General features: G+C 66.5%; 29 protein-coding genes and 1 tRNA gene. 6 read left to right on the top strand and 24 right to left on the bottom strand.

What is annotated here, in order from left to right:
- Position 1: 1 nt before the first annotated feature.
- Together MWU52_RS17695 and MWU52_RS17690 are read left to right on the top strand one after the other, a co-directional pair.
- The gene (locus MWU52_RS17695) at positions 2-1,687 is read left to right on the top strand and encodes an acyl-CoA dehydrogenase family protein (protein WP_246954512.1); all 1,686 of its coding nucleotides are present in this window, start codon (positions 2-4) and stop codon (positions 1,685-1,687) included.
- A gap of 5 nt (positions 1,688-1,692) precedes the next feature.
- Positions 1,693-2,094 carry an META domain-containing protein gene (locus MWU52_RS17690; protein WP_246954510.1) on the top strand — a complete coding sequence of 134 codons (402 nt, stop codon included), beginning with the start codon at positions 1,693-1,695 and terminating at the stop codon, positions 2,092-2,094.
- A 10-nt stretch (positions 2,095-2,104) separates the two neighbouring features.
- Here the strand turns inward: MWU52_RS17690 and recO are convergent, their stop codons facing one another.
- From recO to folK, 11 genes are all read right to left on the bottom strand, one after another.
- Positions 2,105-2,827, bottom strand: coding sequence for a DNA repair protein RecO (gene recO, locus MWU52_RS17685; RefSeq protein ID WP_246954509.1), 723 nt, complete (start codon positions 2,825-2,827; stop codon positions 2,105-2,107).
- A complete protein-coding gene (locus tag MWU52_RS17680; RefSeq protein ID WP_246954507.1) occupies positions 2,827-3,156 on the bottom strand; it encodes a DUF1491 family protein in 330 nt (109 codons plus the stop codon). Before MWU52_RS17680 ends, recO begins: the two co-directional genes overlap by 1 nt.
- A complete protein-coding gene (gene era, locus MWU52_RS17675) occupies positions 3,153-4,073 on the bottom strand; it encodes a GTPase Era (protein WP_246954505.1) in 921 nt (306 codons plus the stop codon). The genes MWU52_RS17680 and era overlap by 4 nt, the downstream gene beginning before the upstream one ends.
- Positions 4,066-4,749 (bottom strand): ribonuclease III, encoded by a 684-nt coding sequence (gene rnc, locus MWU52_RS17670; RefSeq protein ID WP_246954502.1) that lies wholly within the window; start codon positions 4,747-4,749, stop codon positions 4,066-4,068. The genes era and rnc overlap by 8 nt, the downstream gene beginning before the upstream one ends.
- Entirely contained in the window at positions 4,746-5,531 is a 786-nt protein-coding gene (gene lepB / locus MWU52_RS17665) for a signal peptidase I (RefSeq protein ID WP_246954499.1), read from the bottom strand. Before lepB ends, rnc begins: the two co-directional genes overlap by 4 nt.
- 84 nt (positions 5,532-5,615) lie before the next feature.
- Positions 5,616-6,026: a holo-ACP synthase gene (gene acpS, locus MWU52_RS17660; protein ID WP_246954673.1), complete on the bottom strand. Its 411-nt coding sequence runs from the start codon at positions 6,024-6,026 to the stop codon at positions 5,616-5,618.
- Between the two features lie 40 nt (positions 6,027-6,066).
- Positions 6,067-6,813, bottom strand: coding sequence for a pyridoxine 5'-phosphate synthase (locus tag MWU52_RS17655; protein ID WP_246954497.1), 747 nt, complete (start codon positions 6,811-6,813; stop codon positions 6,067-6,069).
- Positions 6,806-7,504 carry a DUF2062 domain-containing protein gene (locus MWU52_RS17650; RefSeq protein WP_246954495.1) on the bottom strand — a complete coding sequence of 233 codons (699 nt, stop codon included), beginning with the start codon at positions 7,502-7,504 and terminating at the stop codon, positions 6,806-6,808. The genes MWU52_RS17655 and MWU52_RS17650 overlap by 8 nt, the downstream gene beginning before the upstream one ends.
- Before the next feature lie 18 nt (positions 7,505-7,522).
- Positions 7,523-9,658: a bifunctional (p)ppGpp synthetase/guanosine-3',5'-bis(diphosphate) 3'-pyrophosphohydrolase gene (locus MWU52_RS17645; RefSeq protein WP_246954493.1), complete on the bottom strand. Its 2,136-nt coding sequence runs from the start codon at positions 9,656-9,658 to the stop codon at positions 7,523-7,525.
- Between the two features lie 19 nt (positions 9,659-9,677).
- Entirely contained in the window at positions 9,678-10,031 is a 354-nt protein-coding gene (rpoZ, locus tag MWU52_RS17640; protein ID WP_246954491.1) for a DNA-directed RNA polymerase subunit omega, read from the bottom strand.
- 33 nt (positions 10,032-10,064) lie between these two features.
- A complete protein-coding gene (folK, locus tag MWU52_RS17635; RefSeq protein ID WP_246954488.1) occupies positions 10,065-10,652 on the bottom strand; it encodes a 2-amino-4-hydroxy-6-hydroxymethyldihydropteridine diphosphokinase in 588 nt (195 codons plus the stop codon).
- Between the two features lie 121 nt (positions 10,653-10,773).
- Here folK and MWU52_RS17630 point away from each other — a divergent pair, with 121 nt between their 5' ends.
- Entirely contained in the window at positions 10,774-11,334 is a 561-nt protein-coding gene (locus tag MWU52_RS17630) for an NYN domain-containing protein (protein ID WP_246954485.1), read from the top strand.
- A 2-nt stretch (positions 11,335-11,336) separates the two neighbouring features.
- Here MWU52_RS17630 and MWU52_RS17625 read toward each other — a convergent pair whose 3' ends face one another.
- The 9 genes from MWU52_RS17625 to def (MWU52_RS17585) form a co-directional block, all read right to left on the bottom strand.
- Positions 11,337-11,960, bottom strand: a complete 624-nt coding sequence (locus tag MWU52_RS17625; RefSeq protein ID WP_246954483.1) for a trimeric intracellular cation channel family protein — start codon at positions 11,958-11,960, stop codon at positions 11,337-11,339.
- Positions 11,957-12,415 (bottom strand): ribonuclease HI, encoded by a 459-nt coding sequence (gene rnhA, locus MWU52_RS17620; protein WP_246954671.1) that lies wholly within the window; start codon positions 12,413-12,415, stop codon positions 11,957-11,959. Before rnhA ends, MWU52_RS17625 begins: the two co-directional genes overlap by 4 nt.
- Complete coding sequence (locus MWU52_RS17615; protein ID WP_246954481.1) at positions 12,412-12,867, bottom strand: DUF3429 domain-containing protein; 456 nt, start codon at positions 12,865-12,867, stop codon at positions 12,412-12,414. The genes rnhA and MWU52_RS17615 overlap by 4 nt, the downstream gene beginning before the upstream one ends.
- Positions 12,868-13,127: 260 nt before the next feature.
- Positions 13,128-14,078, bottom strand: a complete 951-nt coding sequence (gene ispH, locus MWU52_RS17610; RefSeq protein ID WP_246954480.1) for a 4-hydroxy-3-methylbut-2-enyl diphosphate reductase — start codon at positions 14,076-14,078, stop codon at positions 13,128-13,130.
- Between the two features lie 70 nt (positions 14,079-14,148).
- Positions 14,149-14,385 (bottom strand): hypothetical protein, encoded by a 237-nt coding sequence (locus tag MWU52_RS17605; RefSeq protein ID WP_246954477.1) that lies wholly within the window; start codon positions 14,383-14,385, stop codon positions 14,149-14,151.
- 3 nt (positions 14,386-14,388) lie between these two features.
- Positions 14,389-15,303: a methionyl-tRNA formyltransferase gene (gene fmt / locus MWU52_RS17600; RefSeq protein ID WP_246954475.1), complete on the bottom strand. Its 915-nt coding sequence runs from the start codon at positions 15,301-15,303 to the stop codon at positions 14,389-14,391.
- Positions 15,294-15,785, bottom strand: a complete 492-nt coding sequence (gene def, locus MWU52_RS17595) for a peptide deformylase (RefSeq protein ID WP_246954473.1) — start codon at positions 15,783-15,785, stop codon at positions 15,294-15,296. Before def (MWU52_RS17595) ends, fmt begins: the two co-directional genes overlap by 10 nt.
- The gene (gene def / locus MWU52_RS17590) at positions 15,782-16,225 is read right to left on the bottom strand and encodes a peptide deformylase (RefSeq protein WP_246954471.1); all 444 of its coding nucleotides are present in this window, start codon (positions 16,223-16,225) and stop codon (positions 15,782-15,784) included. The genes def (MWU52_RS17595) and def (MWU52_RS17590) overlap by 4 nt, the downstream gene beginning before the upstream one ends.
- A gap of 66 nt (positions 16,226-16,291) precedes the next feature.
- Positions 16,292-16,810: a peptide deformylase gene (def, locus tag MWU52_RS17585; RefSeq protein WP_246954469.1), complete on the bottom strand. Its 519-nt coding sequence runs from the start codon at positions 16,808-16,810 to the stop codon at positions 16,292-16,294.
- 83 nt (positions 16,811-16,893) lie between these two features.
- Here def (MWU52_RS17585) and MWU52_RS17580 point away from each other — a divergent pair, with 83 nt between their 5' ends.
- On the top strand, positions 16,894-18,078 hold the full coding sequence (locus tag MWU52_RS17580; protein ID WP_246954467.1) for a PatB family C-S lyase: 1,185 nt from the start codon (positions 16,894-16,896) through the stop codon (positions 18,076-18,078).
- A gap of 94 nt (positions 18,079-18,172) precedes the next feature.
- Positions 18,173-20,236, top strand: coding sequence for a calcium-binding protein (locus MWU52_RS17575; protein WP_246954465.1), 2,064 nt, complete (start codon positions 18,173-18,175; stop codon positions 20,234-20,236).
- A gap of 21 nt (positions 20,237-20,257) precedes the next feature.
- Here MWU52_RS17575 and MWU52_RS17570 read toward each other — a convergent pair.
- Both MWU52_RS17570 and MWU52_RS17565 read right to left on the bottom strand, forming a co-directional pair.
- Positions 20,258-20,334: transfer RNA gene (locus tag MWU52_RS17570), tRNA-His, on the bottom strand.
- Positions 20,335-20,415: 81 nt separating this feature from the next.
- The gene (locus tag MWU52_RS17565) at positions 20,416-20,904 is read right to left on the bottom strand and encodes a GNAT family N-acetyltransferase (RefSeq protein ID WP_246954462.1); all 489 of its coding nucleotides are present in this window, start codon (positions 20,902-20,904) and stop codon (positions 20,416-20,418) included.
- 47 nt (positions 20,905-20,951) lie between these two features.
- Between MWU52_RS17565 and MWU52_RS17560 the strand changes: the two genes are divergently transcribed.
- Positions 20,952-21,137 carry a DUF6324 family protein gene (locus MWU52_RS17560; RefSeq protein ID WP_246954459.1) on the top strand — a complete coding sequence of 62 codons (186 nt, stop codon included), beginning with the start codon at positions 20,952-20,954 and terminating at the stop codon, positions 21,135-21,137.
- On the opposite strand, the gene MWU52_RS17555 is transcribed toward MWU52_RS17560, so the two are convergent.
- Together MWU52_RS17555 and MWU52_RS17550 are read right to left on the bottom strand one after the other, a co-directional pair.
- Positions 21,134-21,586, bottom strand: a complete 453-nt coding sequence (locus MWU52_RS17555; RefSeq protein WP_246954456.1) for an MmcB family DNA repair protein — start codon at positions 21,584-21,586, stop codon at positions 21,134-21,136. The two genes, MWU52_RS17560 and MWU52_RS17555, sit on opposite strands and share 4 nt — an antisense overlap.
- A gap of 324 nt (positions 21,587-21,910) precedes the next feature.
- Positions 21,911-22,501 carry a 2-hydroxychromene-2-carboxylate isomerase gene (locus MWU52_RS17550; RefSeq protein ID WP_246954453.1) on the bottom strand — a complete coding sequence of 197 codons (591 nt, stop codon included), beginning with the start codon at positions 22,499-22,501 and terminating at the stop codon, positions 21,911-21,913.
- Positions 22,502-22,510 lie beyond the last annotated feature (9 nt).

Below are 22,510 nucleotides of genomic sequence, written 5' to 3'. Positions count from 1 at the left end.
GATGCCCCATGATGGTCAAGCCTTGCCAAGTCAGCCCGCGGCGGTTCTGCCGGACCTTCTGGCCATGACCTCGGATGCCGTCGTTGCATTGGAGACCTTGCTCGAACGGGCCAAGGCGTCCGTCGGCGAACGCGTGCGGTCGGATGGGCGGCTCGATCCGGATCGTATGGAGGTCGAACAGACTGCGACGCATGGGCTCGCCTGGGTCGCCACCTATGCGCAGGCCTTGCGGCAGATGCAGCATTGGGCCGAGGGCCTGACCGAGACCGGCACGTTCGGCGAGATCGAGGCGCTGATCCATCAGATCGCTTTCGGGGAATACCTCTGGCAGGTCTATGGCGGACTGCCGATGAGTCAGGGCGAAATCCTGCGCCCGCAGGACATGGGCCTGACGCAGGACGACCAACGCGGCATGATGGTGTCGGCCGTGATGACGCTCTGCAACCAAGGCAACACGCAGGCCGCACGCATGCGCCTCGTCGAGCTGATGCGCGATCGCAAGGCAAATGCGACCTTCGGCGCCACGGGCCTCGATGACGAGCTGGAGATGATCCGCGACCAGTTCCGCCGCTGGTCCACCGAGCGGGTCGGGCCGCATGCCCATGGCTGGCACCTGCGCGACGAGTTGATCCCCATGGAGATCATCGACGAGATGGCCGGCATGGGCGTCTTCGGCCTGACCATCCCCGAAGAGTACGGCGGCCTCGGCTTACCCAAGGCGGCGATGTGCGTCGTGTCCGAGGAACTGTCGCGCGGCTATATCGGCGTCGGCAGCCTGGGCACCCGGTCGGAAATCGCGGCCGAGCTGATCCTGGGCGGCGGGACCGACGAACAGAAAGCCAAATGGCTTCCCCGCCTTGGATCGGGGGAGACGCTGCCCACCGCCGTCTTCACCGAACCCAACACCGGGTCCGACCTCGGCGCGCTCAGGACCCGGGCGACGCGAGACGGCGACGACTGGACGGTGACCGGCAACAAGACCTGGATCACCCACGCCGCGCGCACGCATATGATGACGCTGCTGGCGCGGACCGATCCCGCGACCAGCGACTATCGCGGCCTGTCGATGTTCCTGGCCGAGAAGACCCCCGGTACCGACGATGCCCCCTTCCCCACCGACGGCATGACCGGCGGAGAGATCGAGGTGTTGGGCTATCGCGGCATGAAGGAATACGAGCTGGCCTTCGACGGTTTCCACGTCGCGGGCGACAACCTGTTGGGCGGCGTGACCGGGCAAGGTTTCAAGCAACTGATGCAGACCTTCGAAAGCGCGCGCATCCAGACGGCGGCGCGGGCCATCGGCGTGGCGCAAGCCGCGCTCGACGAGGCGCTTGCCTATGCCGAGACGCGCAACCAGTTCGGCAAGCCGCTCATCGCCTTCCCGCGCGTCGCCAACAAGCTGGCCATGATGGCGGTCGAGATCATGGTGACGCGGCAGCTTACCTATTTCTCCGCCGCCGAGAAGGACGCGGGCCGGCGTTGCGACCTGGAAGCCGGGATGGCGAAGCTGCTCGGGGCGCGCACCGCCTGGGCCGCCGCCGACAACGGGTTGCAGATCCATGGCGGCAATGGCTTCGCCCTCGAATATCCGATCAGCCGCCTGCTCTGCGACGCGCGGATCCTGAATATCTTCGAGGGCGCGGCCGAGATCCAGGCGCAGGTGGTCGCGCGCCGCCTCCTGTCCTGACGCAGGTGCCCGGCGATCTCGCACCTCTGCCATTCCTCGTGCTCGGCCTCGCGCTGGCGGCCTGCCAGCGGGACGAGACGATCTCCGGCTATGTCGATCCCGAGACGATCTGGCAACTCAAGGAATTGAACGGGCAACCCTTCCCCGCGACCGCAACGCTGACCTTTCCAAGAATGGGCGAAGTCGCGGGCAACGGTCCCTGCAACGCCTTCCGCGCGAACCAGTCGGCGCCGCTCCCGTGGATCGACATGGACGGGATCACCGCAACCCGCCGCACCTGCGCGGACCTCGCGGCGGAGACGCGGTTTCTGGACGCCCTGCGCGTGATGACCCTGGCCGAGGTGGCAGGCGACACCCTGCTGCTCAGCAATGACGCGATGGAGGAGATGGTGTTTCGCGCGCGCTGATCGGCGCCGATCAGGCCTCATCCCGCAGCGCCGTCAGAAAGCGGGATCGCGCCGCCGGCACGGGACGGTCGCCCAAGGACGGGGCGAGGCGGCGTTCGAGGAAATGCCCCGTCAGGTCCAGTGCCGCCAGCACCCCTTCGAGCGAGGATGCCCCCCCGATCAGCATGTCGGGCAACGGCAACAGCCGCGATGTCCATTCCCCCGCGCCCTGACGGCTGACGGCGCGTCCACTGCGCGGGCTGACGAAGGCCAGATCGTTCGCCCCCCCCGAGACCGCACAGGCCGAAAGATCCAGTCGGAAACCGGATATCTCGAGCAGCGACATTTCCCAGAACACATAGTCGGTGAGCCAACCCTCCCCGTCCACCATCGCGTCGCACAACGCCTCGGTACGCTCGTGGAACGCCGGCAGCGCCTCGCGCTCGGGCAGTGCGAACGAGGCGAGACTGCAGACCGCGTTCAGCGCCGCCAGCCGCAAGGGATCGGACATGATCGCCGCAGCGCGCGACCGCCGCAATTCGAGGGACCAGCCCCCCATATGCGACGGCAGGCGCGCCCGCCACACCGCGTCCAGTTGATTGCCCGGCTGAAGCATCGGTGCCTTTTTGCGCGACCGGCCACCATGCACGACGCCCAGATGGCGCCCATGCGCGCGGGTGAACATCTCCAGTATGACGGCGGTCTCGCCATGAGGTCGCGCGGCAAGGACGATGCCGTCGTCGCGCCATTCCATCAGGCCAGACCCTCCTCGTCCAGAAGATGCCGCCCCGCGCGATCCTCGACCTCGAGCACCCAGATATCGGGGTCGAACCCGGACTGGCGTCGAATGGCCTCGTCGCAGCCGGGCTCCGGTCCTTCCGTCAACACGACCCAGGCGCGTTCGCCGGTCATCAGGTCAAAGCTCCGCTGGAACACCCGGGCCTCGCCGTCCAGGGTGTTCAGCTTGATCAGGACGGCCCCGCCGGTATCGTCGCCATGGCGCACGACGAAACAGGGGATGCCGTACATTTCCAACCGCTTGCGATAGGCGGCGACCCAGAAGGCGGCCGTCAGACGTGTCACGCGTTGCCATCCTTGAAATCGAGGCCCATCGCGTCGAACCGCTCGGCCTCCTCCAGCCAATTCGGGCGGACCTTCACCTGCAGGAACAGGTGGACCCGATGGCCCAGGAATTCCTCCAACTCCTCCCGCGCGGCCTTGCCGACCGCCTTGGCCGTCTCGCCCTTGCGGCCCAGCACGATCCCCTTGTGACCGTCGCGGACGACATAGATCACCTGGTCGATCCGAACCGATCCGTCCGGTCGCTCCTCCCAGGCCTCGGTCTCCACCGTCATCTGATAAGGCAGTTCCTGATGCAGACGCAGGGTCAGCTTCTCGCGCGTGATCTCGGCCGCGATCATCCGCACCGGAAGGTCCGCGATCTGGTCTTCGGGATAGAGCCAGGGATGCGCCGGCATCCGGACGGCGAGGTCCTTCCTCAGGTCGCTCACACCATGACCCTTCTCCGCCGAAATCAGGAAAGTGGCGGCGAAGCCGAACCGCGCGTTGAGCCGCTCCGTCAGGGCCAGCAGCTTGTCGGCCTGGACGCGATCGATCTTGTTGATGGCCAGGATGACAGGCTGGCCCGTGTCGCCCCGGTCCTCAAGCGACGTCAGGATCGTCTCGACGCCTTCGGTCAGGCCGCGATGCGCCTCGACCAGCAGGACGACGACATCCGCATCCGCGGCACCGGTCCAGGCCGCGGCGACCATTGCCCGGTCCAGCCTCCGCCTTGGCCGGAACAGGCCGGGCGTGTCGACGAAGACGATCTGCGCCTGCCCCTCCATCGCGACGCCGCGGATGCGCGCGCGCGTCGTCTGAACCTTATGCGTGACGATCGAGACCTTGGCTCCGACCATCCGGTTCAGCAGCGTGGACTTGCCGGCGTTCGGCTCTCCGATCAGGGCCACGAAGCCCGCGCGCGTGATGTCGTCATTCATGATTCAAACCTTCCAGCAGGGCCCGCGCCGCCGCCTGTTCCGCCGCCCGCTTGGATGTTGCGCGGCCCTCGGCCTCTCTCCCATCCTCCAGCTTCGCAGCGACGCGAAAGACCGGCGCGTGGTCGGGGCCGGACCGCTCGGCGACGTGATAATCCGGCGGCGACATGCCCCGCGCCTGCGCCCATTCCTGCAACGTGGTCTTCGGATCACGCGCGTCGACGGCGACCGTGGAGATACGTTCGCCCCAAAGACGCAGGATCAGCTCGCGTGCCGTCTGCAAGCCGGCATCCAGATAGACCGCCGCCAGCAGCGCCTCCAGCCCGTCGCCCAGAAGCGCCATCTTGCGGCGACCGCCCGTCACCTGTTCGGACTTGCCCAGCTTCAGCACCGCGCCCAAGTCGATCTCGCGCGCGACGTCGGCGCAGGTCTCCTTGCGGACGAGGGCGTTGAACCGCGGCGCGAGCTGTCCCTCGTCGGCCATGCGATCGTCGCGCATCAAGGTTTCGGCGATCACGAGGCCCAGGACCCGGTCGCCGAGGAATTCGAGCCGCTGGTTGTCGGGGCGCGTGTCCGACGCGATGGACCCGTGCGTCATGGCACGCACCAGCAGGTCGGGCTCGGCGAACTCATGCCCGATCCGCGCCTGGAATGCGATCAGATGCTTCGACAGCTTCAAACGATCTCCTCGAAGAAGCGGTCCAGGCGCCACGTCCAGAAGAACAGCATCCGTGAACCGGCGGACGAGAAGATCACGCGGTCGGCCCGACCGATCAGGTTCTCGTAGGGCACGAAGCCCACCCCGCCGATCGAGCGGGGCACCCGGCTGTCGCGCGAGTTGTCGCGGTTATCGCCCATGAAGAAATACTGTCCTTCGGGCACCGTGTAGACCGGCGTTGTGTCGGTGCTGGACCGCCCGATATTCAGGGTCGAGTAGGGCTTGTCGGCGCCGGGAAGCGCCTCGGCGAACCGCTCCTTAATGCAGTCGCCGCCAAGTCCGACCGGATCGTTCGCACAGCGCGGCGTCAGGCGCTGCGGCCCCTGCGGGGCCTTGTCCTCGACGAAGGGGTCCACCTCTTCCCGTGGCACCGGTTCGCCGTTCAGATAGAGGGCGCCGTCGCGCATCTGCACGGTGTCGCCGGGCAGGCCGATCAGGCGCTTGATGAAATCCGTTCCGTTGACCGGGTGGCGAAAGACGATGACATCGCCGCGCGCAGGCTCGGACCCAAGTATCCGGCCCGAGAACGGGCACATCGAAAACGGACAGGAGTGGCGGCTGTAGCCATAGGCCATCTTGTTCACGAACAGGAAATCGCCGATCAGCAGCGTGTCTTTCATCGACCCCGAGGGAATCCAGAACGGCTGGAAGAACAGCGTGCGGAAGACCCCCGCGATCAGCAGCGCCCAGACGACGGTCTTGATCGTCTCCAGGAAGCCCTCCTTCTTTTCGGCCTTTGCCATGCGCATGTTCCCGATCCTTTTGGCATCCCCTGCCCCCTGCCCCGGATACTGTCAACCGGGCCGGGCGGCGCGGGGTCAGGGTGCTTACCGGGGTCGCGCCTCGATCACGACGATGGCGTGGGCCCAGGGGTGGTCGTCGGTCAGCGAGACATGGATCAGGGCCTCGTGCCCCTCGGGCGTCATGCGGGCCAGTCGCGCCTCGGCCCAGCCGGTCACCGCCATCACCGGCTGGCCGGTGCGCAGGTTGGTGACGGCCATGTCCTTCCAGGCGATCCCCATGCGCAGCCCGGTGCCCAGCGCCTTGGAACAGGCTTCCTTCGCGGCCCATCGCTTGGCATAGGTCGCGGCCTCGCCCAGCTCGCCCTGCCCGCGATAGGCCGCCTTGCGTCTTTCGCGTTCGGTGAAGACACGGTTCCGGAAGCGGTCGCCGAACCTGTCGAGGACCCCTTGCATCCGCTCAATATTGGCCAAATCCGTTCCGATACCCAGGATCATCGGGCGGCGGTGCCCTGCCACGCGGCCGAACTGGCGCGCGTCATGCCGCCGACCTCGCCAGATCCATCAGGCGGCGCATCTCGGCGATAGCCCCGTCGAGGCCGCGGAAGACCGCCTCACCGATCAGGAAATGCCCGATGTTCAGCTCGACCACCTGCGGGATCGCCGCCAGGGGGCCCACACTGTCATAGGTGATGCCGTGCCCCGCATGGACCTCCAGCCCGAGTTCGTCGGCCGCTTTCGCGGCGGCCGCCAGCCGATCCAGCTCGGCAGCCGCCTCGTCGTGGCGGTCTTCGGCGACCGCGTCGCAATAGGTTCCGGTATGCAGCTCCACCACCTGCGCGCCGACCCGGAACGCGGCCTCGACCTGACGTGGATCGGGCGCCACGAAGAGCGAGATCCGTGCACCGGCATCGACCAGCGGGGCGATGAAGCCGGTCAGCCGGTTCGCATCGCCCGCAACTTCCAGCCCGCCTTCGGTGGTCCGCTCCTCCCGACGTTCAGGGACGAGGCAGATCGCGTGCGGACGGGTGGCCTGCGCGATCCGGGACATCTCCTCGGTCGCGGCCATCTCGAAGTTGAGCGGAATGTCGATGGCCTCCGCGATCGCGGCCATGTCGGCATCGCGCACATGCCGCCGATCCTCGCGGAGGTGGGCGGTGATCCCGTCGGCGCCCGCGGACTGCGCGGCCAACGCGGCGCGCACCGGGTCCGGCGTCGCACCACCCCGCGCGTTCCGGATCGTGGCGACATGGTCGATGTTGATGCCCAGTCTCAGCCTATCCATGCCCTTTTTCCTTCAATGACGCTACACCGGCCTTGGTCTGTTCGCGGGCCTTCTTCTCGGCCGCCCGTGCCGCGGCCTTGCGTCGGATCTCGTCGAGCTTCTTCTTGAGCGCCCCGCGCCGGCGCCTCTGGTAGGCCTCGATCAGGGGCAGGCATATCGTATAGGCGGCGATGCCGGTGAATATTCCCGGGATGATGCCCCCGACCATCCATGGAAGAAACACGTCGTCATAGAAGATCGCCGTGGCCGTCCAGTCGACGGGATGCCCGGTGACCGCGTACCAGCTGTTCCAGAACAGATCCTCGCCCGCGCCGAAGAACTTGCCGAAAATGTTCTCGTCCACCTCGCGGTCCATCCGACTGCCCAGCATCCAGTGACCCAGGTTCAGCGAGACGACGGCGATCGGAACGTAGGTCAGCGGATTGCCGAAGAACGTCCCCAGAAGGGCCGCCATGACATTGCCGCGCACGATGAAGGCCAGCCCCGCCGCGACGAAGAAATGCAGCCCGTAGAAGGGTGTGAATGTCGTGAACACGCCGACGAGAATGCCACGACTGATCTTGCGCGGCGTGTCGGGAAGGCGCCGCAATCGGTGCTTGACGTAGATCGCCGCCCGCGCCCAGCCGCCGCGTGGCCAGATCGCCTGCCAGAGGACCTGGCCGATCGGCAGTCTGTCGCGGCGCTTGAACACGTGGGACTCCTCTGGCGGTCAGACCTCGAGCGCCTCGGCAACCCGTTCCTGCCGGTGGCGGCGGACCTGGGCCACGTCGTTGTCGGTATCGGCGGCCATGATCAACCCGTGGAGATGTTCGCGGTCGCGCACGTCGACGTCAATCAGCACCCTGAAGAAATCCGGCTTGCGGTCCACGAACCTTAGATCGGAAATATTTGCGTTTTGTTCGGCGATCAGAAGGCAAATTCGGCCCAAAACGCCCGGCGCGTTCGAAATCGTCAGATCCAGCGTCACGGCGTTGCGCGGCGCGTGGTGGCCGGGAGACCACTGCAGGTCGATCCACCGGTCGGTCTGATCCTCGAATTCGGCCATGAGAGGGCAGTCGATGGCGTGGACCGTCACGCCGTGTCCCTTGTTGGTGATGCCCACGATACGCTCGCCCGGGACTGGCTGGCAGCAGGGTGCGCGGTCGTAATGCGCCCGCGGGTCCAGGCCGACGATGGCCCGCTCGGGCGGCACGTCCGGGGCCGGCGGGGCCTGCGCGATCTCGGGATAGAGGGTCGAAACGACGGTACGCGCGCTGACCTCCGATGCGCCGATCGCGGCCAGCAGATCGCCGTCGTCATCGAAGCCCAGGGCCTTCGCCGCGGTCTCCAACGCCTTGTCGGTCGCCCGCTTGCCGACCTGCGCGAAGGCCGCCCGGGCAAGCTCCCGCCCCAGGCGGACATGGCCAGACCGCCGCTCCGCCTTCAGGGCGCGACGGATGGCGGACTTGGCGCGGCCCGTCGTGGCGATGTCGATCCACGTCACCTGCGGCGACTGGGCTTCGGCCGTGACGATTTCGACCGACTGGCCGTTGCGCAACCGGGTCCAGAGGGGGACGCGCATGCCATCGACCTTCGCCGCCACCGTCCGGTGTCCGATGCGGGTGTGGATGGCATAGGCGAAGTCGATCGGCGTGGCCCCCTTCGGCAGCTTGATCACGTCGCCCTTGGGCGTGAAGCAGAACACTTGGTCGGTGTACATCTCCAGCTTTACGGCCTCCATGAACTCGGCGTGGTCGCTGGCCTCCTCGAACCGCTCGGTCATCGAGCGCAGCCAGTCGGCAGGGTCGACGGCGAACGGGTTCTCCGCCCGCACGCCGTCACGATAGGACCAATGCGCCGCCACACCCCTCTCGGCCACCTCGTGCATCGCACGCGTGCGGATCTGGACCTCGACTCGCTTGCCGTCGCGGCCCGACACCGTCGTGTGGATCGAACGGTATCCGTTGGATTTCGGCTGGCTGATGTAGTCCTTGAAGCGCCCTGGCACGCTGCGCCAACGCCGATGGATCACGCCGAGCGCGCGGTAGCAGTCCGCGTCTTCCCCGACCACGATACGGAAGCCGTAGATGTCGGACAGGCGCGAGAAGCCGACCTCCTTCTGCTCCATCTTGCGCCAGATGCTGAACGGACGCTTGGCGCGACCCATGACCGTCGCGTTGATTTCCGCGCGGTCCAGTTCGACCTCGATGTCGTCGGTGATGCGGCGAATGACATCGCCGGATTCGCGCTGGAGCGTCACGAACCGGCGCAGGATCGAGTTGCGCGCCTCGGGGTTAATGACCGCGAAGCACAGGTCCTCCAGTTCCTCGCGCATCCACTGCATGCCCATACGCCCGGCCAGCGGCGCGTAGATCTCCATCGTTTCATGCGCCTTCTGGGCCTGCTTCTGCGCCGTCATGTGACGGATGGTCCGCATGTTGTGCAGCCGGTCCGTCAGCTTGACCAGGATGACCCGCAGATCCTTGGACATGGCCATGAACAGCTTGCGGAAATTCTCGGCCTGCTTGGTTTCCGACGACGTCAGTTCCAGATTCGTCAGCTTGGTGACGCCGTCGACCAGTTCCGCGATCTCTTCGCCGAAACGGGTCGCGATCTCGGCATAGGTCGAGCGCGTGTCCTCGATCGTGTCATGCAGAAGCGCCGTGACGATCGTCGCGTCGTCCAGCCGCTGCTCTGTCAGGAGGCTGGCAACCTCGACGGGATGGGTGAAATAGGGTTCGCCCGAGCGGCGGGTCTGGCCGGCGTGCATCTCGGCCCCGTAGGCGTACGCGCCCCGGATCAGCTCGGCATCGGTGCGGGGATTGTAGGCGCGCACCAGTGCGATCAGGTCCTCGACCTCGATCATGTCGCGCGCGCCTTTCGTATCAGGGCTGGCCCTGCGCCTCCATCAGCGCGCGCAGCAGCTTCTCCTCGGACATGTCGTCCTGCACCGGCGCATCCTTCTCGACGCCCATCAGCAGGGCCATCGAGTCCTCCTCCGGCTCGTCGACCTCGATCTGGGTCTGGTTCGATTCGATCAGACGCTCGCGCAGGTCGTCGGCGTTCTGCGTCTCCTCGGCGATCTCGCGCAGGGCCACGACCGGGTTCTTGTCGTTGTCGCGATCCACCGTCAGCGGGCTGCCGGTTGCCACCTCGCGGGCACGGTGCGCGGCGAGCATCACGAGCTCGAACCGGTTGGGAACTTTGTCGACGCAGTCTTCGACGGTCACGCGGGCCATGGTCGCACCTCTCAGGAAGTCGGAAAGCCGTATCTAAGCGCGGATTTTTCTGTTGACAACCCCGGTCAGGGTGCCGATCGGCCGCACCCCCTTTCGTGCGCTTGCCGGCAGCGCAGCCGCCATCGCGCGGACGGTTCGCCCCGTCAGGGGATGCCGCCAACCGGGTGCGATCCCGGCCAGCGGCAGCAGGACGAAGGCGCGTTCCGCCAGGCGGGGATGCGGCAATATCAGGCGCTTGGGCACTTTTCGTGATTGCTGGACCGGCGACAGCGACATCCAGGCGCGGACCACGGCGCCGTTCGGACGCACCGCGCGACCGCTCGCCAGAAGGTCCAGGTCCAGGACCCGCGGCCCCCAGCGCCGCGGCCGGACGCGGCCCTGCAGGGCCTCGATCCGATGAAGCCGATCCAACAGATGCGCCGGTGGCATGGGCGACCAGAGTGCCAGCGCCGCGTTGACGAAATCGGGGTCGGAAGGGTCGGGCCAGGCCGGTGTTCGGTAGGGTCGTGATATGGCCTGCACGCGGCTCGGCATCCGCGCGACGGCGCGGGCCAGGGCCATGACGTTCGCCGAACGCGACACGCCCGAATTCGCGCCCAGCGCAATAAGGTGTAGCGTCATGGCCCAGATATCAGCAATATGGTAACCATAAATTGATATCGACAGTGCCCGCGAGAGGGAAGAGGCCGTTCACGCCGGGAGCACTCCGAGGGCCGGGACCCATTCCCGGAGGGATGACAGGATGTTCTACCGCGATGAGCGTCTCGCGCTCTTTATTGATGGTGCTAACCTCTATGCCGCCGCCAAAGCGCTTTCATTCGATATCGACTACCGTCTCCTGCGTCAGGAGTTCGTCCGCCGCGGCAAGCTGCTGCGGGCCTACTACTATACGGCGCTGATGGATTCGGAGGAGTATTCGCCCATTCGCCCGCTGGTCGATTGGCTGCAATATAACGGGTTCACGATGGTAACGAAGCCGGCCAAGGAATACACGGACAGCCAGGGGCGTCGCAAGGTGAAGGGCAACATGGATATCGAGTTGACCGTTGATGCGCTGCATACCGCGGAACATGTCGACCATATCGTGCTGTTCTCCGGCGACGGGGATTTCCTGCCGCTGGTCGCGGCCCTGCAACGCAAGGGCGTGCGCGTCTCGGTCTGTTCGACGCTGCGCAGCCAGCCCTCGATGATCTCGGACGACCTGCGGCGCCAGGCGGACAACTTCATCGAGCTGGACGAGTTGCGCGAAGTCATCGGCCGTCCTCCGCGCGAAAGCGACCAGGCCGCCGTCGCCAACGGGTGACGTCAGGGCTTGGGCGGGCGGGCGCGAAACGACGGCAGACGCCAGCCATATCGGATCGACCCCGCACGCAGGATGAATGTCATCGACACGCAGGCTGACTGCGTCAGCGGGCCGGGGCCCACCAGATCGCGTGTCAGCACCGCCGCAAGGCCACCTGCCAAAGCTGCCGTGACGTAGAGTTCGCCTTGGCGAAGCACCAGCGGAACCTCTCCGACGACGACGTCGCGCATCAAGCCGCCGAAACAGCCGGTGACCACGCCCATGACCAGTTGAACCCAGACCGGGTGGCCCAATCCATGCGCCACGCCGACACCCGCCGCCACAGCGATGGACAGCGCGATCGCGTCAAGCCAGATCAACACCATCAGGCGCGAGGCAAGCAGATGGTGCGTGAAGAAAACGGCCGTAGCCGCGGCGCCCGCGACGGCGACCGGAAGGGGATCCTCGATCCAGAAGACCGGCTCCCGCCCCAGAAGCAGATCCCGGATCGTCCCGCCGCCCACGGCGGTCAGGCAGGCCACGAAGACGAATCCCACGGGGTCGAGTTGCGCCCGCGCCGCCACGAGCGCCCCCGTCACCGCGAACACCAGGACCGCGGCCAGATCCAGCAGCGCCGGCAGGATCATCCCCCCGCCTTGAAAGGCGCCATCCCGGCGCGCGCCAGAGCGTCGGCCCTTTCGTTCTCGGGATGACCGGCATGGCCCTTGACCCATTCCCACCGCACGTCATGCCGGGCCTGCGCCGTGTCCAGCCGTTTCCAGAGATCGGCGTTCTTGACCGGCTTGCGGGTCGAGGTCTTCCAGCCGTTCCGCTTCCACCCGTGCAGCCATGCGGTGATGCCGCCTTTGACGTAGGCGCTGTCGGTTACGACGCGCAGGGACGACGGCCGCTCCAGCGCCTCGAGCGCATGGATCGCCGCCAGAAGTTCCATCCGGTTGTTGGTCGTATCGGCCTCGCCGCCCTTCAGCTCCCGCTCCTTGATGACCTCTCCGTCCCGTGACGCGACGAGCAGCGCCCCCCACCCGCCGGGGCCGGGATTGCCGGAACAGGCGCCATCCGTATAGGCGACCAGATCCATCAGAGCGCCACCGGCAACAGGCACAGCAGCACGCAGGCCGTCAGGATCAGACGCAATTTCATCCACCATTCCGGCGCCAGCCCGTACTTCCAGAACAGCCAGTCGAGGCACAATAGACCCGCGAACCCTGCCATCAGCGAAATTGCCGCCGCCTCCGGGCCGCCCCCGGTCATGAAGAATGCCCAGAGCGCAGGCAGCACCGACAGGGCATAGCCCGTCGCCGCAATTCGCCCCTCGGCCCGCGTGGCGAAACCCCACAGCACGCCGGACATGAAGGCCAGGATCACGGCCCCGTAAAACAGGCCGACATAGGGCCCAGTGAAACGCGAACCTGCCAGGCTGACCGTCATGCGTGCAGCCGGCTCCGACCAGATGGTCACGAGGCCCCAGGCGAACGGGATGACGCCGGCCAAACCGAGCACCAAGGCGGAGGTGGGGATGCGCGCATTGAACATGGCCGTCAGATGCCACGCGCTTTGGGCCGGTGGAACCCCCGCCGGGCCACGATGCGCTCGAATGGACCCGTAGGCCGGATACGGCGAGCCATCTTCGAGGGACGTGGCGAAAAGGTTCAATACGACCCGGCCGTTGGTTCGCCGGAACGTACGCAACGGCCCCGCTGTAATCATGGCCACGCCGCTGCGGGCACGGATGCGAGAGGCGCCCGCGGTCCCGCCCGGCAAAGGTCGCGCGGCCGAACGCCCGGCCGTTCGGCTCAGGCCGTTTCGCGAAGGACCCGCGGCACCTTGAACTCGACGTTCTCCTCGGCGGTGACGACCTTCTCGACAGTCACGTCGTAGCGGGTTCGGAAGGCGTCGATGACCTCGTCGATCAGCACTTCAGGCGCACTTGCCCCGGCCGTGATCCCGACCGAGCGGATCCCCGCAAGCGCGCGCCAATCGATATCGGTCGCACGTTGCACCAATTGCGCATAGGGGCAGCCTGCACGCGTCCCGACCTCGACCAGCCGTTTCGAGTTGGAAGAGTTCGGGGCGCCCACGACGAGCATGGCGTCGCAATCGGGCGCCATTGCCTTGACGGCCTCCTGGCGGTTGGTCGTGGCATAGCAGATGTCTTCCTTGTGCGGCCCTACAATCGCCGGGAAGCGGGCCTTCAACGCGGCCACCACCTCCGCCGTGTCGTCGACCGACAGCGTCGTCTGGGTGATGAAGGCAAGGCGTTCCGGATCGCGCGGCGCAAGGTCCGAGACATCGGCCGGCGTTTCCACCAAAAGCACTTCACCCTCGGGCAGCTGCCCTATGGTACCGATCGTCTCGGGGTGGCCGGCATGCCCGATCATGACCATCTGCAGGCCGTTCTCGTTATGCCGCGCCGCTTCGATGTGAACCTTGCTGACCAATGGGCAGGTCGCGTCGACATAGACCATCTCCCGCGCCGCAGCCTCGGCCGGGACGGCCTTGGGAACACCGTGCGCGCTGAAGATGACGGGCCGGTCCGGCGGGCATTCGTCGAGTTCCTCGACGAAGACGGCGCCTTTTTCGCGCAGCCCGTCCACGACGAAGCGGTTGTGCACGATCTCGTGGCGCACATAGACCGGAGCGCCCCATTTGCGCAGCGCCATCTCGACGATCTTGATCGCCCGGTCGACCCCCGCGCAGAACCCGCGGGGCGCGGCCAGATAGAGCGTCAGCGGAGGCTTCGACATTATCCTGCTCCTTCGCGTTCCAGTTAGGAAACCACGGCGCGCCCGTCCAGCCCAGCGGATTCGAACCCGGCTAGCGGCGCCAATGCGTCGGCACGATCACCAGGGCACCGATCGACGCGACGATCGCGTTCAGGCCCTGCGTTCGAAACCCGAACCCGAACATCAGCGCGACGAAATAGAACAGGAAGGCCCCGCCGACGCAGATGATGATGCTTTGCAGGTAACCGTTATGCGTGAACGCCATGCGCTCGGACGCGTAGCCGACCAGCCCCGCGATCACGACCGTCCCGATAAGTGTCGGAAACATGCGCTATCCCTCCAACCGGTCGCCGGGCGCGAGATGCGCGCCGTTTCGATAGTCCGCCCCCGACATGGCACCCTTGCCGGCCGGTTGCACCTCCAACAGGCGAACGGCCCCCTGCCCCGTTGCCACGACCAGCCCGGTCTCGTCCAGGACGGTGCCGGCCTCACCCGTGCCGGGCACGGGATCGGCGCGCAGCAGCTTTACCCTCGCCCCGTCACGTTCGATCCATGCCCCCGGAAAGGGCGACAGGCCGTTGACGTGCCGCGCGACCGTCTCGGCGTTCCAGGTCAGGTCGGTCCGTGTCTCGCCCTTGTCGATCTTGGCGGCATAGGTCACGCCCTCGGCGGGCTGCGCCACGGGCGACAGGCGGTCGATCTGGGCCACCGCCCGCGCCGCCAGCCTGGCCCCCATGTCGGATAGCCGGTCGTGCAGATCGCCGGTCGTCTCGGTCGGGCCGATCGCCGTCTCTTCGCGCAGAAGGACGGGTCCGGTATCCAGCCCCGCCTCCATCCGCATGATACAGACGCCGGTGCGTGCATCCCCCGCCATGATCGCGCGATGGATCGGCGCCGCGCCGCGCCACCGGGGCAACAGGGATGCATGGACGTTGATGCAGCCATGGGCCGGCGCATCCAGAACCGGCTGCGGAAGGAGCAGCCCATAGGCCACGACGACGGCAATATCCGCATCGAGCGCGGCGAATGCCGCCTGCGCCTTCGCGTCCTTCAGCGATCCGGGCGTCCGCAGTTCGATACCCAGCGCCTCGGCGCGCACCTGCACCGGCGACGGGCGATCTCGCCGACCGCGCCCGGCAGGACGCGGGGGCTGCGTGTAGGCGGCGACGATCTCGTGCCCCTCGTCATGCAGCGCATCGAGGACCGGGACGGAAAAATCCGGGGTTCCCATAAAGATCACGCGCATTTCGACGCCTTCCTGAGCAGCATGTCCCGTTTAAGCTTGGACAGGCGATGGAAATACATCCGACCGTCCAGATGGTCGATCTGGTGCTGGACACTGGTCGCGCCCAGATGGACGAACTCGGCCTCGCGGGGCGTTCCGCCCTCGTCCAGGTAGGCGACGATGACGGCCCGCGGGCGCGCCACCACGGCCGAAACACCCGGCAGGTTCGGTGATGCCTCCTCATGCTCGCGCATCCGGGTGCTTGCATGCAGGACCCTCGGATTGGCCAGCCGCGTGACGCCCGTGCCGTCGCCAGCATCGACGACGGCGAGACGCTGCATGATGCCCAGCTGCGGGGCGGCCAGACCCACGCCCGGCATGGCGCGCATCGCGGCGATCATCTCGTCCCAGATGGCACGCGTCGCATCTGTGACCGCATCGACGGAGTCGGCCGGGCGGCGCAGGCGCGGATCCGGCCAACGAAGGAACGGGCGATGCGTCATGCCACCTCGGGATGGTCGAGGATCAGGACGCCGTCGAGATGGTCCAACTCATGGCAGATGCATGCGGCGGCGAAACCCTCGAACACTTCCTCGCGGCGGCTCAGCGCGCCGTCGAACGCAAGCGTCACGGCGGCCGGACGCGCGATCCGCCGGGGCGTGTCGGGAATCGAAAGGCATCCTTCGGTGTTCACCTGTCGGCCTTCCGACGCCACGATCTCGGGGTTCACGAAGACCCGCGGGTCGGGCACGCCGTCCTTCCAGCCGACATCGGTCACGAAGATCCGGGCATCCACGCCGATCTGCGGCGCAGCCAGACCGCGCCCCGGCGCAGCATACATCGTATCGAGCAGATCCCGCGCCAGCGCGGTCGGATTTTCCGTGATCGGACGACACGGCGTCCGAAGAAAAGGATCGGGATGAAAGACGATGTCCCGTATCACGACGCGGCCATGGCGTTGCACCGGCACCACGAGCGGGCTCGCCCAGCCGGTCTGGCCAGGCCCTTTCTATCCACGCGCCATCTCGCGCTTCAGCTTCTGCATCTTACGGGTGATCATCTGTCGCTTCATCGCGCCAAGGTAGTCGATGAACAACTTCCCCTCCAGATGGTCGATCTCGTGCTGGATGCAGGTCGCCCAGAGACCGTCGAAAGCTTCGGTCCGCTCGGCCCCGGTCTCGTCGATCCATCGCGCCTCGACCTCGGCGGGGCGTGTCACCTCGGCATATTGATCCGGGATCGAAAGGCACCCCTCCTCGTAGGTGTTCGTCTCCGCGCTGCTCGCCAGGATCTCGGGGTTGAACATGACCAGGGGGCGGGGGCTCTCCCCCTCCTCCTTCACACAATCGACGACGACCAGGCGCGCATCCACGCCGACCTGCGGCGCGGCCAGCCCGATGCCGGGTGCGTCGTACATCGTGGCAAGCATGTCGTCGGCGAGCCGGCGAAGCTCGTCTGACAGGTCCGCGACCGGCCTGGCCACCTGCTTGAGGCGCGGATCGGGATGGATGAGGATCGGGCGTTTCATCGCGCCCGATCTAGTCGGGGCCCCGCCGCCTTGCAACCGGCGCGGGCGGGGCTAGGGTCCCCGCGACCTGACGGAGATATGCCATGAATGCCGACCCCCGCTTCGACCAGATCATCGACCGCCGCGGGAGTCACTGCGTCAAGTGGGACATGATGGAACAGATCTATGGCGTACCCGGCGACGACGGCCTCGCCATGTGGGTCGCCGACATGGATTTTCGCCCGCCCGCCTGTGTGTTGCAGGCGCTGCAGGACCAGGTCGACCATGGCTTCATCGGGTATTTCGGCAATGACGGTCCCTATCGCGAGGCGATCCGCTGGTGGATGCAGGAACGCCACGGCTGGAACGTCGAAGCAGGCGCGATCTTTACCACGCACGGGTTGGTCAACGGGACGGCGATGTGCGTCGAAACCTGGTCCGAGCCGGGCGATGGTGTGGTCCTGTTCACCCCCGTCTATCATGCCTTCGCTCGCGTCATTAAGGCAAACGACCGGCATGTCGTGGAATGCGAACTGGCCCGCGAGAGCACGCGCTACGTCCCCGATTTCGACAGCTGGGACGAGATTGTCGCGCGCGAGGGCGCGACGATGATGATCCTGTGCTCGCCACACAACCCGAACGGTCGCGTCTGGACCCGCGAGGAACTGGACGGGTTCGCAGCCTTCGCGAAGCGCCACGACCTCACCCTCGTCGCGGACGAGATCCATCATGACCTCGTCTACCCCGGATCCCGCCACATCCCGATGGCCGACGTCGACGGCATCGAAGACCGGCTGGTGATGATGACCGCCCCGACCAAGACGTTCAACATCGCCGGGACCCATTCGGGCAACGTCATCGTGCAGGACGACAAGCTGCGCGCCCAATTCGCCAAGCGGATGAGCGCGCTCGGGATGTCGCCCAATTCCTTCGGCCTCTTCATGACCATGGCCGCCTATTCGCCCGAAGGTGCGGCCTGGGTCGACGACCTGATGACCTATCTCGACGGAAACCGGCGGCTGTTCGATGAAGGCATCGCCGCGATCCCCGGCCTGCGCTCCACCCCCTTGGAGGCGACCTATCTGGGCTGGGTCGACTTCACCGATACCGGCATGTCACGACAGGAGTTCACGGCCCGTGTCGAAAAGGACGCCAGGATCGCCGCGTCCCACGGCACGACCTTCGGCAAGGGCGGCGAAAACTTCCTGCGGTTCAACCTTGCCACGCCGCGCGCGAACGTGATGGCGGCGACGGAAAGGCTGCGCGCCGCCTTTTCGGATCTCCAATGAGCGCACGCCCGCCCGACACGTGACGTTCACGTCACTTGACGTTGCGTAAACTTTAACCGCGTAATCCTCTGAATCTAAAGCGGGGGATCAGATCATGACGACAGGCAACGCGTTCGCGCGCAAACAGGCGCGTTTCACCGAGGATGTCGTCGCGATGACCGACCTGGTCGGGGATGTGTCGAAGGGACTGACGCTCCTCAAGGCCGGGCTCGACACGCCGGCGGCGATCGCGGCCGAACTCAACGGGATCGCCGCGCCGCTCGATCTGCCGAAGACGCTGATCACTCCGCTGTCCGCGATCCCCTATGGGATCGGCCGCGCGGTCAAGACATTCGACCGCGTCGCCGGCACGACGGTCGAGCGGATGAACGAGCAGGCCGACATCCTGTGGGACCTGGACATCGACCTGCGCCCCGCCAAGAACCTGACCGACAAGGGCGTCAAGGTCATGACGGCGGTCAAGGGCGCGGCCACGGCACTGAGCGTCGTGAACGACCTGCAGACGACCGAGGCGGAAAACCTCAAACTCAGCCTCGGATCCGAGAATGTCGACGGCACGCGCCTCGGCTTCCGGATGGACGACTACAAGGATCGTCTGGACGACTATTTCGCGCTGCAGGATTCCATTCTCGATCCGCTGCGCGATGCCCGGGGTGCCGTCGACGACGCGGCGCGGCAGATCGCGAACCTGATGCCGGATCTGTCCCTGCTCGACGATGCCGGCGACGTCATCGACGCGGCTTTCGCCCCGATCAAGGACGCGTTTACCACGATCGAGACCGCGCTGTTTCAGGACTATACCGTGATCCCGGCGGTGACGGTCATTCCGTCCGTCTGGGTCCCGCGCGTCTGGGTGCCCTTCGTCGGCTGGACGGGCGGCTACTGGACCGATCCGGTCATCACGCCCGCCGTGGTCGTCAACCCGGGCGAGATCATCGCGACGATCGGGAATGCCATCGCGGTCGTACAGAACTTCGTCGAGGACCTGGTGCTGGACCTGTTGGCCGGGCTGGGCTTCGATCTGAATGCCGCGGTCAATTCGCTGGGCGACAAGCTACTGGCGCCGCTGCAGCCGATCTTCGACATCATCGACGACCTCAGGGACGCGCTGCAGCCGATAATCGACCGCGTCTCGGACGCCGTCGACCAGATGACCGGCAAGCTGGGCGAATTGCGCGAGTTGCTGGAGAACATGACCGGTCTGGGCAGCATCTTCGACAACACCATCACCGGGGACCAGTTCGACGACCCGAACGACGTCCTGGTCGGCACCGCCGCCGCGGACGCGATCTTCGGTCTGACCGGCAACGACACGATCACGGCGGTGGGTGAGGGCGATATCCTGCTGGGTGGCGTGGGCGACGATTCCCTGACCGGCGGCAGCGGAACCGAGATGTTCGGCGGCGACGGCGACGATATCCTGCGGGCGACCGGCGACGGCGGCAGCTATCTGTCGGGCGGGCGCGGCGACGACCGGGTGTTCGGCGGCGACGGGGTCGACACGATGACCGGCGGCAACGGCGACGACACCCTGAACGGTGGCCACGGCCATGACGAGATGGCGGGCGGCAAGGGCAGCGACCTCTACATCGTGCGCAGCCGCAAGGACCGCGTCGAGGAGGAAGCGGATGCCGGGATCGACATCGTCCGGTCGCGGTCGGATTACGAGCTGTCCGAAAACGTCGAACGCCTTATCCTGACCCGGTCCGGCGACCGACCCGACGGGCTGCACGGCGTCGGCAACGCGCAGGACAACTTCATCAAGGGCAGCTTCGCGGATGACCGGCTTGACGGCGGCGGGGGCGCGGACAGGATGCGCGGACGCGATGGCGACGATGCCTTCATCTTCCGCGAAGCATTCGGCAACAGCCGCGCGGACAGCATCGTCGATTTCAACACCAACGGGCCGGACGAGGCCGACCGTCTGGAAATCGCGCTCTACCTGACGGACGGATCCGGGCTGAACGCCGGGACGCTGGCCGGTGCACGGTTCACCGAAGGGTTGGTGGCCGGCGATGCGAACGACAGGTTCGTCTTCCACCAGGAAAGCGGACGGCTTTGGTTCGACGAGGACGGGACGGGCATCGCGGGCAAGCGCCTGGTCGCACGGTTCGAGAACGACGCCGAGGTTCAGGCGGGCGATATCGTCCTGTTCTAGCGAAACGGAAGTGTCGGAGGATGGTACCAGCGCCCCGGCTCGAACGGGGGACCTCCTGATCCACAATCAGGCGCTCTAACCAACTGAGCTACGCCGGCACTCGGGGCCGTTTAGCGAAGCGTCCTGCGCGGCGCAAGGGCGTCGGAAGACCCATCGGCACGTGCCGGACACCTGATCGATCAGAGCGGAAGTTCCCAGTTCTGTTCGACCGTGGGCTGCCCAAACGCGACCACCGGCAACTCGTCGACCATCCGAAAGCCGTTGCGCGCGTAAAGACGGCCGGCCGCGACATGGCTCGCATGGGTCCAGAGGATCAGGCGCTGGGCCGCGTTGGCGCGGGCATGCAGCAGCAGTTCGTCCAGCATTCGCTGCGCCAGACCCGACCCGCGCATCGCGGGCTCCACCAGGAACATGCGCAGCTTGGCCGTCGCGTCGTCGGGCCAGACGCAGAACACGCAGCCCTGCCGCACCCCGTCTGGATCGACCGCGATCCAGGCGCGATCCTTGGTGCCGCGATAGGCGATGAAGTCCGACAGGATCCCTGCCACCAGCCCCTCGAACCCGATGTCATAAGACTCGTCGGCCGAATAAAGCTCGCCGTGACGCATAGCCACCCAGCCGGCATCGCCGGGCTCCAGATCGCGCAAGGTGATGGTATCGCATGCCATGGCGTGCAGCCTTGCGCGCGACCAGAGCGATGTCTAGACCCGGACCCATGGGCATAAACGATCAATCCGACGCCGTGGCGAACCTGCAAATCGGACCGACCGATCAGGGGATGGTCCGCATCTTCGTGGAAAGCGGGGGCGCCGAGATCTCGATGGATTTCGACCCCGACGAAGCCCGCGAGATCGCCGAGGAGATCCGCGCCGCGGCCGCCATCGTCGACACCGCCGGCTAGGCCCCTTCCCGCGTCGCCAGCATCGGATCCCGCAGCCCGTGCAGGCGACCGGCGGCACAACGTGCGAACTTCATCAAAAGGGCCCTGCGACGCGCGGGCGCGACCGGTGTGACATCGGGCATGCGCACGACCTCCGCACCGAACGGGTCGGCCAGGATCAACCCGGTCTCGGGCGGCAGAAGATCGACGGGGAACGCCGTGTCGACGGCCCAGAAATACCGGTCCGACCATTCGAGATAGCCTTGCCATTTCGTGTCGGAAGTAAAATCGGCCCGGCTCGACTTGCACTCGACGATCCAGAACTCGCACTTGGGACCCAGCGCCATGACATCGACCCGTTTGCCGCGATCGGGCGTAAACTCCTCCAGGCACATGAAGTCCCGGTCCCGCAGATGGCGGGCCACGCCCCTGGCGAGCAACTGTCCGGGCTGAAGCATCTCGGGCGTCATCCGGGCTGTGTGAATGAAAGGTGAACAAAAGTCCAGTCGCCCGCCGCCCTTGCGGGGTGCGGCCGCGGCGCCTACATCGGGCGTGCGGTGCTTCTGTGCTTCCCGTCGCCTGGGCAAAATTCCGGTGGCCTTAAGCAATTCCGAGGGAGCTGGCTCTGTCGCGGTCCTGGCCGCGTTATCCGGCGCCCACCTGTATATACAGGTCCTCGGGAATACTTGCCTGACGGTCGCCATGGTTCGCCGCTGGGTCGACCCCCTAGAGGGTCGACCCGTTTGCGCCGAAGGGACCTTTCACGGCGTTTCCTTTCGCCGTCCCTGCGGAATTCAGGCCCGGGCGAGATGAGTGTCGAGGTCGTCGATCCTGTCCTGACCCCAGAACTTTTCGTCGCCGACGATGAAGAAGGGCGCACCGAACACGCCGGCCGCGACCGCTTCCTCCAGGTTGCGGGCATACGTCTCCGCCCCCGCCATCATGCCCTTGTCGACCAGACCGCGATCGAACCCGGCGGCCTGCAGGCAATCGGCGATGACGTCGTCCTCGGCGATGTCGCGTTCCTCGACCCAGCAGGCCCGCGTGATCCCGGCCACGAGTTCCGCCATATCGCCGGATCCGTCCCGACTCGCGGCGATGATCGCATAGGAGGACGGGGCCGGGTTCGTGGGCCAGTGCGCCGGCTGCAGGTTGATGGGCATGCCCAGCTTGGCGGCGGAGCGGCGCATCTCGATCAGGCGGTATTCCCTGCGGCTTTCGTGGCGATCCTTCGGGGGGGTCCCGCCGGTCCGGGCGAACAGGTCCATGATCGACAGCGGCTTGTAGTTCAGAGTCGCGCCGTGACGGGCCGCGACCTCGGCCGGGCGGGTGCCCGCGAGATACGTATAAGGCGAAATCGTCGCGAAGTAGTAATCGATCTGCATGGCCCGCTC

The organism is Jannaschia sp. S6380 (assembly GCF_023015695.1).
Taxonomy (GTDB): Bacteria; Pseudomonadota; Alphaproteobacteria; order Rhodobacterales; family Rhodobacteraceae; genus Jannaschia.
Note: the sequence above shows the minus strand (reverse complement) of the source record. Positions and strands in the feature narration are given on the sequence as shown.

Excerpts from the sequence above, each read along its gene's own strand:
- MWU52_RS17625 (WP_246954483.1), bottom strand. The coding sequence starts at position 11,960 with ATGATCCTGCCGGCGCTGCTGGATCTGGCCGCGGTCCTGGTGTTCGCG.
- MWU52_RS17550 (WP_246954453.1), bottom strand. The coding sequence starts at position 22,501 with ATGCAGATCGATTACTACTTCGCGACGATTTCGCCTTATACGTATCTC.
- rpoZ (WP_246954491.1), bottom strand. The coding sequence starts at position 10,031 with ATGGCCCGCGTGACCGTCGAAGACTGCGTCGACAAAGTTCCCAACCGG.
- MWU52_RS17580 (WP_246954467.1), top strand. The coding sequence starts at position 16,894 with ATGAATGCCGACCCCCGCTTCGACCAGATCATCGACCGCCGCGGGAGT.
- fmt (WP_246954475.1), bottom strand. The coding sequence starts at position 15,303 with ATGCGCGTGATCTTTATGGGAACCCCGGATTTTTCCGTCCCGGTCCTC.
- def (WP_246954473.1), bottom strand. The coding sequence starts at position 15,785 with ATGACGCATCGCCCGTTCCTTCGTTGGCCGGATCCGCGCCTGCGCCGC.
- MWU52_RS17695 (WP_246954512.1), top strand. The coding sequence starts at position 2 with ATGCCCCATGATGGTCAAGCCTTGCCAAGTCAGCCCGCGGCGGTTCTG.
- MWU52_RS17630 (WP_246954485.1), top strand. The coding sequence starts at position 10,774 with ATGTTCTACCGCGATGAGCGTCTCGCGCTCTTTATTGATGGTGCTAAC.
- MWU52_RS17575 (WP_246954465.1), top strand. The coding sequence starts at position 18,173 with ATGACGACAGGCAACGCGTTCGCGCGCAAACAGGCGCGTTTCACCGAG.
- MWU52_RS17560 (WP_246954459.1), top strand. The coding sequence starts at position 20,952 with ATGGGCATAAACGATCAATCCGACGCCGTGGCGAACCTGCAAATCGGA.
- MWU52_RS17605 (WP_246954477.1), bottom strand. The coding sequence starts at position 14,385 with ATGTTTCCGACACTTATCGGGACGGTCGTGATCGCGGGGCTGGTCGGC.
- MWU52_RS17555 (WP_246954456.1), bottom strand. The coding sequence starts at position 21,586 with ATGACGCCCGAGATGCTTCAGCCCGGACAGTTGCTCGCCAGGGGCGTG.
- MWU52_RS17615 (WP_246954481.1), bottom strand. The coding sequence starts at position 12,867 with ATGTTCAATGCGCGCATCCCCACCTCCGCCTTGGTGCTCGGTTTGGCC.
- folK (WP_246954488.1), bottom strand. The coding sequence starts at position 10,652 with ATGACGCTACACCTTATTGCGCTGGGCGCGAATTCGGGCGTGTCGCGT.
- MWU52_RS17565 (WP_246954462.1), bottom strand. The coding sequence starts at position 20,904 with ATGGCATGCGATACCATCACCTTGCGCGATCTGGAGCCCGGCGATGCC.
- lepB (WP_246954499.1), bottom strand. The coding sequence starts at position 5,531 with ATGGCAAAGGCCGAAAAGAAGGAGGGCTTCCTGGAGACGATCAAGACC.
- ispH (WP_246954480.1), bottom strand. The coding sequence starts at position 14,078 with ATGTCGAAGCCTCCGCTGACGCTCTATCTGGCCGCGCCCCGCGGGTTC.
- era (WP_246954505.1), bottom strand. The coding sequence starts at position 4,073 with ATGAATGACGACATCACGCGCGCGGGCTTCGTGGCCCTGATCGGAGAG.
- def (WP_246954469.1), bottom strand. The coding sequence starts at position 16,810 with ATGAAACGCCCGATCCTCATCCATCCCGATCCGCGCCTCAAGCAGGTG.
- acpS (WP_246954673.1), bottom strand. The coding sequence starts at position 6,026 with ATGATCCTGGGTATCGGAACGGATTTGGCCAATATTGAGCGGATGCAA.
- MWU52_RS17645 (WP_246954493.1), bottom strand. The coding sequence starts at position 9,658 with ATGATCGAGGTCGAGGACCTGATCGCACTGGTGCGCGCCTACAATCCC.
- MWU52_RS17655 (WP_246954497.1), bottom strand. The coding sequence starts at position 6,813 with ATGGATAGGCTGAGACTGGGCATCAACATCGACCATGTCGCCACGATC.
- recO (WP_246954509.1), bottom strand. The coding sequence starts at position 2,827 with ATGGAATGGCGCGACGACGGCATCGTCCTTGCCGCGCGACCTCATGGC.